Source organism: Mesorhizobium sp. B2-5-13, assembly GCF_006440535.1.
In the GTDB taxonomy this organism is placed as follows: domain Bacteria; phylum Pseudomonadota; class Alphaproteobacteria; order Rhizobiales; family Rhizobiaceae; genus Mesorhizobium; species Mesorhizobium salmacidum.
Genome location: NZ_VFUI01000002.1, coordinates 153,191 through 167,979, shown reverse-complemented (window position 1 = coordinate 167,979; position 14,789 = coordinate 153,191). Strand labels below are relative to the sequence as shown.

The window sequence follows — 14,789 nt, the reverse complement described above, 5'->3', positions numbered from 1 at the left end:
CGTCGACAAGATAGCGCTCCCGCCGCCTGGATTGGCTGGCGAGCATAAAATGCGCCTGTGAAGCGGCGATGACGGGAGCCACCAAAGAATGATCGGACTCGTGCTTGTAACGCACGGTCAACTGGCCACCGAGTTCAGACATGCCGTCGAACATGTCGTCGGGCCACAAGACAATTTCGAAACCGTGGCGATCGGTGCCGACGACGATATGGAGCAGCGTCGCCGCGACATCGTCGATGCGGTCGCCCGTGTCGATACGGGGGCAGGTGTGATCGTGTTGACCGACATGTTCGGCGGCACGCCATCCAACCTTGCAATCTCGGTGATGGAGTCCGGCCGCACCGAAGTGATCGCCGGCATGAACCTGCCGATGCTGATCAAGCTGTCGTCGATCCGCAAGGGCGATAACATGGCGGCAGCGCTCGACGAAGCGCAGGCCGCGGGCCGCAAATACATCAACGTCGCCAGCCAGCTTTTGAGCAGCAAATGAGCACGCTGTCGCCTGACAAGGACCAGATCGTCCGGGAGTTTCCGATCGTCAACCAGCGCGGCCTGCATGCGCGCGCTTCGGCGAAATTCGTCCAGCTTGCCAGCGGCTTCAACGCTTCAGTCCATGTCGAGAAGGACGGCGTCAAGGTCGGCGGCACCTCGATCATGGGCCTGATGATGCTGGCCGCCAGCCCGGGATACTCGATCCGCGTCACCGCCAGCGGCCCCGAGGCGCTCGAGGTCATGGATGCGCTGGAGCAGCTTGTCGCCTCCCGTTTTGGCGAGGAGTGCTGACCTCGAAGTCGGCCCTCCAGGACATGCACGAATAAAGATTTCTTTATATCCATTGTCGCGCGAAGCCTGATCTGCTAGTCAGGCCGGCAATTCGCGCCCTTGGAAATGTCTTCCGGCACGGCGCATCCGCTAACAATTCGCAAGTATGACAATTCGCATCGGAGCACTGCCATGACGGGTAGCAAGGACTATGTGGTCGCCGACATCTCGCTTGCCGGCTGGGGCCGCAAGGAACTCGATATCGCCGAAACCGAAATGCCGGGCCTTATGGCCTGCCGCGAGGAATTCGGCGCCAAGAAGCCGCTCAAGGGCGCGCGCATCACCGGCTCGCTGCACATGACCATCCAGACGGCGGTGCTGATCGAGACGCTGAAGGTGCTCGGCGCCGACATCCGCTGGGCTTCCTGCAACATCTTCTCGACCCAGGACCACGCCGCCGCGGCCATCGCCGAGGCCGGCATTCCGGTCTTCGCCGTCAAGGGCGAGAGCCTCGAGCAGTACTGGGACTACACCGACAGGATCTTCCAGTGGGCCGATGGCGGCCTCTCCAACATGATCCTCGACGATGGCGGCGACGCCACCATGTACATCCTGATCGGCGCCCGCGCCGAGGCCGGCGAGGACGTGCTGTCCAATCCGCAGAGCGAGGAAGAGGAATACTTCTACGCCCAGGTCAAGAAGCGCCTGAAGGCTTCGCCGGGCTTCTTCACCAAACAGAAAGCGGCGATCCGCGGCGTCACTGAAGAGACGACGACCGGCGTCAACCGGCTCTACCAGTTGCAGAAGAAGGGCCTGCTGCCCTTCCCGGCCATCAACGTCAATGACTCGGTCACCAAGTCGAAGTTCGACAACAAATATGGCTGCAAAGAATCGCTTGTCGACGGCATCCGTCGCGGCACCGACACGATGATGGCCGGCAAGGTCGCGGTCGTCTGCGGTTATGGCGACGTCGGCAAGGGCTCGTCGGCCTCGCTCAAGGGTGCGGGCGCCCGCGTCAAGGTCACCGAGGTCGATCCGATCTGCGCGCTGCAGGCCGCTATGGACGGCTTTGAAGTGGTCACGCTGGAAGAGGCGGCCCCGACCGCCGACATCGTCATCACCACCACCGGCAACAAGGATGTCGTTACCCTCGACCACATGCGTTCGATGAAGGACATGGTGATCGTCGGCAACATCGGCCATTTCGACAACGAGATCCAGGTCGCGTCGCTGCGCAATTTGAAGTGGACCAATGTCAAGCCGCAGGTCGACATGATCACCTTCCCGGACGGCAAGCGGATGATCCTCCTGTCGGAAGGCCGCCTGCTCAATCTCGGCAACGCGACCGGCCATCCGAGCTTCGTCATGTCGGCCTCTTTCACTAACCAGGTGCTGGCCCAGATCGAGCTGTTCACCAAGGGTGAGCAGTACCAGAACCAGGTCTATGTGCTGCCCAAGCATCTCGACGAGAAGGTCGCGCGCCTGCATCTCGACAAGCTCGGCGCCCGCCTGACCGAACTATCGGGCGAGCAGGCAGCCTATATCGGCGTCACACCGCAGGGTCCGTTCAAGCCGGAACACTACCGCTATTAACCAAATCCGGATTTACCACTAGATATTGAGGCCGGGCGATTGACTTTTCGCCCGGCTTTATTTTTGCACCGAATGATTCTTCACGCCGATTCCGGCAGGCGCTATTGTTGTGATTCGCGGATCCGGGGACGAGGATCGGCGTACGCATCAGGGCGGTCTTGCATTCAGGCGGCGAAGAGGACCAAGACATGCCGGGGGATAACCCGCTTCAGGCGGGAAAGGCCGTTTCCGGCGGCCATGACGAGTCGAGGACCATGGGCTCCGCCCCGCGAGGCGAGCGCCTTTCATGGCGCGCCCGTGCAGGATTGTTTCTTGCCAGCTCCGCTCTCGCCTGCCCCTTGGCGGGCGCGGTCGCGCATGCCCAGACCGCCGGCGCCGCCGTGGCCAGTGTTTCGATCAGCACCATCGAGGTCGTACAGCTGGCGGTGTTCGTCGGCGTGACGGGTACGGCATTCCTGTCGGCCATCGTTCTCATCCGCGAACGGGCGCGTACCTCGGCGGAGAATGTCGAGCTGAGAAGCCGCGTCGCCGACGTCAGCGCGGCGTTGCGGCGTTCGGAAGCGCTGCTCAACCTGCGCGATCAGCGTGTCGTCGTCTGGGCCTCGGAAAACAAGAAACCCGAACTCATCGGCACATTGCCGACCGAAAGCGGTGCGCCGGAGGAACGGGCCGCGTTCCTCGCTTTTGGCCGCTGGCTGATGCCGCGTTCGGCGGCGGCACTCGAACATGCCGTGGCGGGTTTGCGCGAAAAAGGCAGGCCGTTCGACCTGGTGATCGAATCCCAGGCCGGCGCTCCGCTGGAAGTGCATGGCCGCAAGAGCGCGGCCCATGTGCTGGTGCGGTTTGTCTCGCTTTCCGAGACGCAGCGCAGCCAGGCCCGGCTCAAGATCGACAACCAGCGGCTGGCCACCGATCATGACACGATGATCGGGCTGCTCGAGGCGCTGAAGATGCCGGCATGGCTGCGTGACGAGCATGGCCGCCTGAAATGGGTCAACCGGGCCTATGCCGACGCGGTCGAAGCCGAGAGCGCGGATGCCGCGGTGCGTGACGCCAAGGAATTCCTCGGCGGCCAGGCGCGCGAGGCGATCGCCACGCAGCACAAATCGCATCCGGTATTCGAGCAGTCGCTTTCGACGGTGATCGAAGGCGACCGCCGCGTGTTCGCCGTGACCGACTTTGCCGGCGCCGACGGTTCGGCCGGCCTTGCCTGCGACACCAGCGCCATCGAGGCTATCCGCGGCGAATATGAGCGGACCGTGCGCAGCCACGCCGATACGCTCGACCAGCTCAACACCGCTGTCGCCATCTTCGACACCGACGAGAAGCTGCGCTTCTTCAACCAGGCTTTCCAGAAGCTGTGGGGGCTCGACAGCGGCTTCCTGCACAGCGCGCCCGACAACGCCCTTTTGCTCGACCGGCTGCGCAGCGAGGGCAAGATCGCCGAACAGCCGGAGTGGCGCCGCTGGAAGGAAGGCCTGCTCAGCGCCTATCGTGCGGTCGAATCGCAGGAACACTGGTGGCATCTGCCGGATGGCAAGACGATCCGCGTCGTCGCCAACCCGCAACCCAAGGGCGGCGTCACCTGGGTGTTCGAGAACCTGACCGAGAAGATGGATCTCGAAAGCCGCTACCGCACCGCGGTTCGGGTCCAGGGCGAAACGCTCGACAACCTCGCCGAGGGCGTCGCGGTGTTCGGCCCCGACGGCCGGCTGCGGCTGTCGAACCCGGCCTTTGCCACGCTGTGGGGATTGGACGCGGAAGCCGCCAAGCCCAATGTGCACGTATCGGCCATACGCGAGCTGTCCGATCGGCAAGCGGTCGAGAGCCCCTGGCCCGGCTTCGTCGCCGCCATCACCGGTTTCGACGACGAGCGCCGCGACCGCCACGGCCAGACCGAGCTCAACAACGGCACCGTGCTGCGTTACGCCGTGATTCCGCTGCCCAACGGGCAAGTGATGATGACCTTCGTCGACGTCACCGACAGCGTCCACATCGAGCGCGCGCTCAAGGACAGGAACGAGGCGCTCGAGAAATCAGACCAGCTCAAGAACGAATTCGTCCAGCATGTGTCCTACGAACTGCGGTCGCCGCTGACCAACATCATCGGCTTCACGGAGTTGCTGTCGCTGCCGGCGACGGGCCCTTTGACGCAGAAGCAGCGTGAATATGTCGAGCATGTCGGCTCGTCCTCATCGGTGCTGCTGACCATCGTCAACGACATACTCGACCTGGCGACGGTCGATGCCGGCATCATGCAGCTAGATATTTCCGAAGTGCATGTCGACCGCACCATCGCGGCCGCCGCCGAGCTTGTCGCCGACCGGCTGGAGGAGCATTCGATCCGGCTCGCGGTCGACGCCGCCGCCGCGCCGAAGACCTTCCATGGCGACGAAACCCGCATCCGCCAGATCCTCTACAATCTGCTGAGCAACGCCGCCAATTACGCGCCGGAGGCCAGCACCATCCGGCTGGCATGCCGCCAGCTGGCGGACGGAGTCGAGTTCTCGGTTCACGACGACGGGCCCGGCATGCCGCCCGACGTGCTCGATTCGGTGTTCCGCCGCTTCGAGCCGCGCGCCAATGGCGGCCGCCGGCGCGGCGCTGGCCTCGGCCTGTCCATCGTCAAGAGCTTTGTCGAACTGCATGGCGGCGCCGTTCGCATCGAAACCGGCAGGGATAAGGGCACGACCGTCATCTGCACCTTTCCCGACATGCCGGGTATCCGCGCAGCGGCCGAGTAGCGCGCTCGATGACGGAACCGGTGCTGGAGCGTTTGCTCGCCGACGAGACCCAGACAGCGCGGCTGGGCGAGGATCTTTCGCTGGCTCTGCGCGTGGGCGACGTGCTGGCGCTCAAGGGCGATCTCGGCGCCGGCAAGTCGACGCTGGCAAGAGCGCTCATCCGGACGCTGGCCGACGATGCCGGTCTCGAAGTGCCGAGCCCGACCTTCACCCTGGTGCAGAGCTACGACACGCGCATCCCGGTCCATCATTTCGACCTCTATCGCCTGTCGTCGGCGGCCGAGTTGGACGAACTGGGCTTCGAGGAAGCGCTGGCGCAAGGTGCAGCCCTTATCGAATGGCCGGAACGGGCTGACGGCTATCTACCCAGGACGACGGTGCTGATCGAACTCGTCCAGCATGGCGAGGGCCGGCTGGCCCGACTGTCGGGGCAAGGCGCGACCTTCGACCGTGTCGCGCGCTCGCTGGCCATGCGCGGTTTTCTGGAGAGCGCCGGATGGGGGCAAGCGCGGCGCCGGCATTTCATCGGCGATGCCTCGGCCCGCTCCTACGAGATCGTCTCGCTTGCCGGCGAGGCGCCGCGCGTGCTGATGAACTCGCCGCGGCTGGTGCTCGGCCCTCCCGTGCGCGACGGCAAACCCTATGCGGTGATCGCCCACACCGCGCAGTCGGTGTCCGCCTTCGTCGCCATCGACCGTGCGCTGCTAGCCGCCGGGGTCGCGGTGCCCAGGATCGACGCGCAGGACCTCGACCAAGGTTTCCTGCTGCTCGAGCATCTGGGCTCGGAAGGCTTCCTCGCCGACAATGGCGAGCCGGTCGCCGAACGTTACGAGGCGGCAGCCGAACTGCTCGCCATGATGCATGGCAAGGCCTGGCCTCACCGGATGGAGGCCGCTCCCGGCGTCGTTCATGACGTCCCGCCCTTCGATCGCGACGCCATGCTGATCGAGGCGGACTTGCTGATCGACTGGTACCTGCCGGCGATATCGGGCGGCCCGGCGGGCGACGCGCTGCGTTCCGGCTACCACAGGACATGGGACGCGCTTCTCGACCGGCTGCAAGGCAGCGAATACACGCTGATGCTGCGCGACTTCCACTCGCCCAACATCATCTGGCGCGGCGAACGCTCCGGCCTCGACCGGCTCGGCATCGTCGACGTCCAGGACGCGCTGATCGGGCCCGCCGCCTATGACGTCGCCTCGCTTGCCATGGACGCCCGCGTCACCATGGCACCCGAGATCGAGAAGCGGACGCTCGATGCCTATCTCGCGGCGCGTCATGCAGCGGGCGACTTCGATGAAGCAGGCTTCCTCGAAGCCTATGCAATCATGGCCGCGCAGCGCAATTCCAAGATTCTGGGCATTTTCGTGCGTCTCGAAAAACGCGACGGCAAACCCTATTATCTCAAGCACCTGCCGCGCATCCGCGACTATCTGAGGCGCGCGCTGTCGCATCCCGCGCTCGCCGACCTGCGGGATTTCTACAGCGCGCACGGGCTGCTGGAGGAACGAGCGCTGTGACAAGAAGACCGAAGACCGCCATCGTTCTTGCCGCCGGGCTCGGCAAGCGCATGCGGCCGATCACCGACACCATCCCCAAGCCGCTGGTCCAGATCGCCGGCAAGACGCTGCTCGACTGGGGCCTCGACAGCCTGGCCGCGGCCGGCGTCGGCAAGGCGGTGGTCAATGTCCATTATCTTCCCGAACAGATCGTCGCCCATGTCGCCGATCGCCGATCGCCGCGCATCGTCATTTCCGATGAGAGCGACCGGCTGCTCGATTCCGCCGGCGGCATCGTCAAGGCGCTGCCGGAGCTCGGCCGGGAGCCGTTCTACATCCTCAACGCCGATACATTCTGGATCGACCACGGCCCGCTCAATCTCGGGCGGCTTGCCCTTGCATGGAACGGCGCGAAAATGGATATTCTGCTGATGCTGGCGGATCTCCACCGGGCGACAGGACACTGTGGCAGCACCGATTTCCTGGTGGCGCCGGATGGCGCCCTGCGGCGTTCAAAAGGCGATCCTGCCGGCTTGATCTATGCCGGCGCCGCGATCATCCACCCGCGCCTGTTCAAGGACGCACCAGCCGAACCGCATTCGATCAATGCCTATTTCGACAAGGCGATTGCCGGCGGCCGCCTGTTCGGCATGCCGATGCATGGCCACTGGATAACCGTCGGCACGCCCGATGCCATTCCGCTCGCCGAAGACGCGGTGGCCGGTGCACTCATCGGGTCGCAATGAGCGGCTCAAGCCGCGTTTTCTCCATTCCCTCCGGAGCGCCGTTTCTGCCGACGCTGGCCGAGGCGCTGCTTGACGGCCGTCTTGTCCCCGGGTTTCGTTTCGAAGGCGACCCGCTCGCCCTGGCCGATGTCACCATCTATGTGCCGACGCGCCGCGCCGCACGTGCCTTGCGCGGCGTCTTCGTCGACAGCCTGAAGGCGCGTGGCGGCGGCGGTTCGGCGATCCTGCCGGTGATCCGACCGCTGGGCGAATTCGACGAGGATGAGGCCGCGTTCGATGCCGAGCCAACCGCGGCAATCGATCTCGCGCCACCCATCGCCGCCACCGAGCGGCTGTTACTGCTGACGCCGCTGGTGCGGGCGTGGAAACGCCGGCTGCCCGCCCATGTCGCGGCCCTCTTCGCCGAGGAGATCGTCGTCCCGGCCTCCACCGCCGACGCGATCTGGCTGGCGCGCGATCTGGCCGGGCTGATGGACGAGATCGAGACGGAAGGCACCGACTGGGCCAAACTCGCCGGCCTGGTGAGCGGGAACCTTGCCGGATGGTGGCAGGTGACGCTCGAATTCCTCGGCATCGTCACCGATGCCTGGCCCAGATTCCTCGAAGAGAACGACCGCTCCAACCCGGCCGCGCATCGCAGCGCCCTGATCCGTGCCGAAGCGGCGCGGCTGCGGCGCAATCCGCCCGCCGGGCCGGTCATAGCCGCGGGGTCCACCGGCTCCATCCCCGCCACGGCGGAGCTGCTTGCGACCATTGCCGGCCTCTCCGGCGGCGCCATCGTACTGCCCGGGCTCGACCGGATGCTGGACGAAGCCTCCTTCCAGGCGCTCGTCGCACCCGGCGCGCGTCCAGCCGTGCTTGGCCATCCGCAATACGGCCTGGCGAAGCTGATCGGCAAGATCGGCGTGCTACGCGGCGATGTCGAGGAGATCGGTGCGGCCGAGCCGAAGCTTGGGCTCCGCGCGGCCCTTGTCGGCGAGGCGCTGCGGCCGGCCGAGACCACCGAATTGTGGGCCGAGACGCGAAACGGGTTTTCGGCGTCCGATATTGCCGGCGCCTTCGCCGACGTGACGCTGCTCGAAGCGGCCAGCGAGCGCGATGAGGCAGTCGCCATCGCCGTCGCGCTCAAGCGTGCGGTCGAAGAACCGGGCCGGAGAGCGGCGCTCGTCACCGGTGACCGCGCGCTGGCACGCCGCGTCAGCGTGGAGCTCAAGCGCTTCGGTGTCGTTGCCGACGATTCCGGCGGCACGCCGCTTTCCAACACCCCGGCAGCCAACCTCCTCAGGCTGGCGCTCGAAGCGGTGTTCCGGCCGGGCGATCCGGTCGGCCTGTTGTCGCTGCTCAAGCATCCACTACTCGGCCTTGGTCTGGAGAGGTCCGATGTGCGCCACGCGGCGGAACTGGTAGAGCTGGTGGCGCTGCGCGGCGGCACCGGCCGCCCCGACATCGCTTCGCTGCCGGACCTTTTCGAGGCCCGCCTCACCGGGCTCGGCGGTGATAGCCGACCGCCCTTCTGGTTTGCCCGCCTGACCGTGCGCTCCATCGAAGGCGCGCGGAATTTGCTTGGGCGTCTCAAGCAAGCGCTGGCGCCGCTTTCGGTCTTTCGCGGCCAGGCGGAAGCTGACCTTGCCGCGCTGGTCGAAGCCAGCGTCGTTGCCCTGGAGAATCTCGGCCGTTCCGCTGATGGCAGCCTTGGCGAACTTTACGCCGGCGACGCCGGCGAAAAGCTCGCCGAACTGCTGCGCGGGCTGGTCGCGGCTTCGGCCTCGCTGTCGTTCGCGGCGAGCGAATGGCCCGATGTGATGGAGGCGCTGATCGCGCCCGAGACCGTCAAGCCGGCGCAAGGCACCGACAGGAACATCGCCATCTGGGGTGCACTCGAGGCGCGGCTGCAGGATGTCGATACGCTGGTCATCGGCGGGCTCAACGAAGGAGTCTGGCCGCGCAAGCCGGAGAGCGACCGCTTCATGTCGCGGCTGATGAAGACCGGCATCGATCTCGAGCCGCCGGAGCGGCGCATCGGTCTTGCCGCGCATGACTTCCAGATGGCCATGAGCGCGAGACACGTGGTGCTGGCGCGCTCGGCGCGTGGCGGCGACGCACCCGCGGTGCCTTCGCGCTGGTTGCAGCGGCTGGTCACCTTCATCGGCAACGACCAGGCGGCAGCACTGCGCCGGCGCGGCGATGAGCTGCTTGCCTGGGCGCGCGCGCTCGACACCGGGCCGAAGCGGGATTTCGCGCCGCGGCCACAGCCGAAACCGCCGCTTTCGATGCGTCCAACGCATTTCTCCGTCACCGAGATCGAGACGCTGCGCCGCGACCCCTACGCCGTCTATGCCCGAAGGGTCCTCGGCCTGATGCCGCTCGATCCGCTCATCCGCGATCCGGGTGCGGCCGAGCGCGGCACGCTTTTTCACGCCATCCTGCATCTCTTCTCGTCCGAGGTGGCGGACCCGCGCGCGCCGGACGCGCTGGCCGGGCTCATCGCCGCCGGCCGCGCCTGTTTCGCCGAGGCAGCGCTTCCAGCCGATGTCGAGGCGGTGTGGTGGCCGCGTTTCGAAAAGCTCGCCGCCAACATCATCGAATGGGAGCGCACGCGCGCCGACGCGGTGGTCCAGCGGCATGCCGAGGAGCGCGCCGGCAAGACCGGCGTCGGACAGTCCGGCGTGACGCTGTCCGGCTATGCCGACCGAGTCGATCTGCTGGCCGGTGGCATGGCCGACATTCTGGACTACAAGACCGGCTCCTCGCCGTCCAAGGCGCAGGCGCATACGCTACTGGCGCCTCAGCTGGCGCTGGAAGGCGCGCTGCTCAGGCGTGGCGCGTTCAAGGACCTGGGCACGCGCGAGCCGTCGCAACTGGCCTTCATCAGGCTGAAGCCGAATGGCGAGGTGTTCGAGGAATCCATACTCGAACACAACCGCCAGCCACGCACCGCGGCCGATCTCGCCGAGGAAGCCTGGGCGCGGCTGGAGAAACTGCTGATCCACTATGCCAACCCGGCGGCCGGCTATCTGTCGCGCGCGCTGCCGTTTCGCGAAGGCGAAACCGATGGCGACTACGACCATCTCGCCCGCGTGCTCGAATGGTCCGCCGGCGGAGACGCCGGGGATGAGGGAGGGGAGGCATGAAGGAAGCCTATCCGATCCCGAGCGATACCGCTTCGAGCCAGGCCCGCGCCGCCGATCCCGGCAATTCCGCCTGGGTGTCGGCCAATGCGGGATCGGGCAAGACCCATGTGCTTGCCCAGCGTGTCATCCGGCTGCTGCTCAACGGCACCGACCCGTCGAAGATACTGTGCCTGACCTATACGCGCGCCGCGGCCGCCAACATGTCGAACCGGGTTTTTTCGACGCTGTCGGAGTGGACGACGCTCAGTGACGCCGACCTGGCGTCCAAAGTCGAGGCGTTGGAGGGACGCCGGCCCGATCGCGACACCATGCGCAGAGCCCGCCGCCTGTTCGCCGAGGCCCTGGAGACGCCTGGCGGGCTGAAAATCCAGACGATCCACGCTTTCTGCGAATCCGTGCTGCATCAGTTCCCGCTGGAAGCCAACATTCCCGCCCATTTCGAAATGCTCGACAGCCAGATGGAGGCCTCGCTTTTTGCCGCCGCGCGCCGCGAGATGATCTCCGCCGCCGGCGACAGGAATTTGGCCGAGGCCTTCGCCACTGTGCTGGAGCGTGGGGGCGAGGCCGGTCTCGACGCGTTGCTCGGCGAAATCGTGCGCAAGCGCGACGGGTTGCGCCATTTCCTCGATGCTGTCGGGCGTGACGGCTTCCAGCCCTTGTTCGATGAATTCCATTTCCAGCCCGGCCAGGCCGCCGAAGGCATAGCGGCATCGATATGGCCGCTGCCCGGCTTCCTGCCGGACTATTTTGCCGGCTTTGCCCAGGCCGCCGAAGCCACCGACGCCAGATCGGCGCTGAACAACATCCTGCCTTATGCGCGCCTAGCCTTCGCCGAGAGCGACCCCGTTCGCCGGCTGCAGTTGCTGGCAAGAGCCTTCCTCAAGACCGATGGCGATCCCTACGACCCGGCGAAGGCCTTCAAGAAGGCGCTGACCGACCGGCTGCCAGATCTCGCCGGGCGCTATCTCTCGGCGGCCAGCGCCATCATGGAGACCGTCGACCGGCTGGCGCTGTTCAGGATGCTGGAAGGCACACGCGCGGCGCTGACCATCGCCGATTGGTTGATCGCGCGCTACGAAGTGTTGAAACGCAGCCGCGGCTTTCTCGACTTCAACGACCTGATCACCCGTACGGTAAACCTCTTGGCGCGGCCCGATGCCGGCCCTTGGGTGCAGTACAAGCTCGACCAGGGCATCGACCACATACTGCTCGACGAAGCGCAGGACACCAGCCCGGATCAATGGGAGGTGGTGAAGCGGCTGGCGGAAGAATTCTTTGCCGGCTTGGGCGCCCGCGAACGGGTCCACCGCACGATCTTCGCCGTCGGCGACGAGAAGCAGTCGATCTACTCCTTCCAGGGCGCGGCACCGGATTCTTTCGCCGACAGCCGGTTGTTGTTCGCCCGACGGGTGCGCGACGCCGAGGCGTCCTTCGCCGACCTTAAGCTGACCTGGTCGTTCCGCTCCACGGACGATGTGCTGGCCGCCGTCGACCGCGTCTTTGCCGATCCCATCGTGCGGCGCGGCATCAGCCACGACCCCGATCCGCTGAACCATAAGGCGATCCGCAGCGATGCGCCGGGCTATGTCGAGGTCTGGCCATCGATCGGCGCCGAGGCCGTCGACGAGCCCGACGACTGGGCGCAAGCCATCGACCATGCCCATGCACCGGCGGTGCGCGTCGCCGAGAATGTCGCGGCCACCATCGCCGGCTGGATCGGCAAGGGCGAAATCATTGAGGGCCGTGGCAAGCGGCTGCGGCCGGGCGACGTGCTCGTGCTGGTGCGCAAGCGCGACAGCTTCGTCCACGCGTTGACACGAGCGCTCAAGCGGCGCGACATTCCGGTTGCCGGCGCCGACCGGCTGAGCCTGCCCGGACATATCGCGGTCAAGGACCTGATCGCGCTCGGCCATCTGCTGATCCAGCCGCAGGACGACCTGTCGCTGGCCGCCGTCCTGCGCAGCCCGGTCTTCGACCTGCCGGAGGAGACGCTGTTCACGCTCGCCGCACAGAGGCCGCCCGGCGTGTCGCTGGCGGCATTGCTGCGCCAGCATGCCGGCGAAAGCGAAGCGCTAGCGGCGATCGTTGCGCAGCTCGACGCCTGGGCTGACGAGGCCGCCTTCAAGCCGGTGTTCGAGTTCTATGCCGCCCTGCTGGCGCGCGATGGCGTGCGCCGCAAGATGATCGCGCGGCTCGGGCCGGAAGCCGGCGATATTCTCGACGAATTCCTGAGCTTCTGCCTTGCCGAGGAGCGGACCGGCCTGCCCGGGTTGGAAGCCTTCCTGTCGACGCTGGAAAACGCCGGCCCCGAGATCAAACGCGAGATGGACCAGACCCGTGACGAGGTCAGGGTGATGACCGTGCACGCGGCCAAGGGCCTGGAGGCGCCGGTTGTGTTCCTGGTCGACGGCGGTTCCGCCCCGTTCAGCGACCAGCATTTGCCGCGCCTGATGCCTTTCGACGGCTCGGGTCGACATTGGGACGGCAAGGGCTATCTCTGGCGTTCGGCGAGCGACGTCGCCAACGGCTTTTCGAAAACGGCCGCCGCTCGCGCCCGTGAACTCGCCGACGACGAGTACCGCCGGCTGCTCTATGTCGGCATGACGCGCGCCGAGGACCGGTTGATCGTCTGCGGCTATCACAGCAAGCGGGCGCCGAACAGTGGCACCTGGCATTCGATCGTCAGCCGAGCGCTGAGCGGCGCGCCCGAAAGCGAACAGCGTCCGCATCCTGCCGGTGGCGAGCCTGTCTACCGTTTTCACGTCACCAAACTGCCGCCGGTTACGCCAAGCCCGGGCGAGCAGGCGCGGCAGGTCGATGCGTTCGGTCCGTTGCCGGCGACTTTGTTCCGGCCCTTGCCGCCTTTCGAGGACCTGCCGCGTCCATTGTCGCCGTCGGGCGCCTCGGCGCTGATCGAGGAAGGCAAGGGAGCGGTGGTCGACAAGGCCTCGCCGGTGCTGGACGCCGATGCCGAGCCGGGTTTTGCCGTGCTGCGCGGGCTCGCCCTGCACAAACTGCTGCAGATGTTGCCCGGCATTGCCGAGAGCGACCGCCAAGGTGCGGCAGAGCGTTACCTCTCGCGAACGGGTGCGGCGTGGCCGCAAGCCGAGCGCCAAAAGGCTCTGGCCTCGGTCGTCGCCATCCTTGCCGAGCCCGGCCTCGGTCAACTGTTCGCGCCGTCGTCACGTGCCGAGGTCGCGATCATGGGCAGCCTTGCGGTCAAGGGCAAAATCCGCTCCATCTCCGGGAAGATCGACCGGTTGGCGGTGACAGCGGATACGGTTTCGATCGTCGACTACAAGACCAACAGGCCCGCACCAGCTTCCCTGGCCGAAGTCCCGCCGGCCTACCTGCTCCAACTCGCACTGTATCGCGCCCTGCTGCAGCCGCTTTATCCTGGGCGGGAGATCACGGCGGCCCTGCTGTTCACCGAAGCGCCAAGGCTGATCGAACTGCCGGCTCGGGCCATGGACGACGCCCTTGCCCGACTCACGGGAGCGTGACACAAGAACTGCTTGAAGAAGGGTGCGACAACCACCACATTTGGTGCGGCAAAAAATTTCGAAAGGATCTCCGCATGACCACCGTCAAGGTCGACAAGAACAATTTCCAGGCCGATGTGCTCAATGCCCAGGTACCGGTCGTGGTTGATTTCTGGGCGGAGTGGTGCGGCCCCTGCAAGATGATCGCACCGGCGCTTGAGGACATCGCCGCTGAACTCGGCGCCAAGGTCAAGATCGCCAAGCTGAACATCGACGAGAATCCCGAGCTTGCCGCCCAGTTTGGCGTGCGCTCGATCCCGACGCTGATGATCTTCAAGGGCGGCGAAGTGGCCGACATCAAGGTAGGCGCCGCGCCCAAGACCGCGCTGTCGCACTGGGTCAATGGCAATCTCGCCTGATACCATCTGAATTCGATGCATTGAGCCCGGCCAGCGCGCCGGGCTTTTTGTTGGCGTCATCGGTGCGCCGCTCTGGCCCTCACATCGGGGCTCTCCATGTCTTCTGCTGGCAGCAGAAGCAGGAGAGAGAAATGACCGGATCCGCCAAGGCCACCGTCTTCATCGACAATGAGCGCGTCATCGTCACCGAATACCGCTTCCAGCCGGGCGACAATACCGGCTGGCATCGCCATGGCCACGACTATGTCGTGGTGCCGCTGATGGACGGCAAGCTGAAGCTGGTGACCAAGGACGGCGAAACCTTCGCCGAAATGAAGAAAGGTTCCCCCTATTTCCGCAAGGAGGGCGTCGAACACGACGTCATCAGCGCCAATGAGGGCGAGTACGCTTTTATCGAGATCGAGCTGAAGTAA

Annotated in this window: 10 protein-coding genes; all 10 read left to right on the top strand. The window is 65.8% G+C overall.

Annotation, left to right across the window (positions count from 1 at the left end; all coding sequences use genetic code 11):
• The first annotated feature begins 88 nt into the window (after nt 1-88).
• The 10 genes from FJ434_RS04105 to FJ434_RS04060 all read left to right on the top strand — a co-directional run bounded on the left by FJ434_RS04105 (nt 89) and on the right by FJ434_RS04060 (nt 14,789).
• Nucleotides 89-490, top strand: a complete 402-nt coding sequence (locus FJ434_RS04105; RefSeq protein ID WP_010912939.1) for a PTS sugar transporter subunit IIA — start codon at nt 89-91, stop codon at nt 488-490.
• Nucleotides 487-783: an HPr family phosphocarrier protein gene (locus tag FJ434_RS04100; protein WP_015314359.1), complete on the top strand. Its 297-nt coding sequence runs from the start codon at nt 487-489 to the stop codon at nt 781-783. The genes FJ434_RS04105 and FJ434_RS04100 overlap by 4 nt, the downstream gene beginning before the upstream one ends.
• Nucleotides 784-954: 171 nt before the next feature.
• Nucleotides 955-2,355: an adenosylhomocysteinase gene (gene ahcY / locus FJ434_RS04095; protein ID WP_140506845.1), complete on the top strand. Its 1,401-nt coding sequence runs from the start codon at nt 955-957 to the stop codon at nt 2,353-2,355.
• A 188-nt stretch (nt 2,356-2,543) separates the two neighbouring features.
• Nucleotides 2,544-5,099, top strand: a complete 2,556-nt coding sequence (locus FJ434_RS04090) for a PAS domain-containing sensor histidine kinase (RefSeq protein WP_140748895.1) — start codon at nt 2,544-2,546, stop codon at nt 5,097-5,099.
• A gap of 8 nt (nt 5,100-5,107) precedes the next feature.
• A complete protein-coding gene (gene tsaE / locus FJ434_RS04085; protein ID WP_140506849.1) occupies nt 5,108-6,619 on the top strand; it encodes a tRNA (adenosine(37)-N6)-threonylcarbamoyltransferase complex ATPase subunit type 1 TsaE in 1,512 nt (503 codons plus the stop codon).
• A complete protein-coding gene (locus tag FJ434_RS04080) occupies nt 6,616-7,344 on the top strand; it encodes a nucleotidyltransferase family protein (protein WP_140506851.1) in 729 nt (242 codons plus the stop codon). Before tsaE ends, FJ434_RS04080 begins: the two co-directional genes overlap by 4 nt.
• The gene (addB, locus tag FJ434_RS04075) at nt 7,341-10,475 is read left to right on the top strand and encodes a double-strand break repair protein AddB (RefSeq protein WP_140748892.1); all 3,135 of its coding nucleotides are present in this window, start codon (nt 7,341-7,343) and stop codon (nt 10,473-10,475) included. Before FJ434_RS04080 ends, addB begins: the two co-directional genes overlap by 4 nt.
• Nucleotides 10,472-13,978, top strand: coding sequence for a double-strand break repair helicase AddA (addA, locus tag FJ434_RS04070; RefSeq protein ID WP_140748890.1), 3,507 nt, complete (start codon nt 10,472-10,474; stop codon nt 13,976-13,978). Before addB ends, addA begins: the two co-directional genes overlap by 4 nt.
• Nucleotides 13,979-14,052: 74 nt before the next feature.
• Nucleotides 14,053-14,376 (top strand): thioredoxin, encoded by a 324-nt coding sequence (gene trxA, locus FJ434_RS04065; protein WP_027143880.1) that lies wholly within the window; start codon nt 14,053-14,055, stop codon nt 14,374-14,376.
• A 131-nt stretch (nt 14,377-14,507) separates the two neighbouring features.
• Nucleotides 14,508-14,789, top strand: a complete 282-nt coding sequence (locus FJ434_RS04060; RefSeq protein WP_140506860.1) for a cupin domain-containing protein — start codon at nt 14,508-14,510, stop codon at nt 14,787-14,789.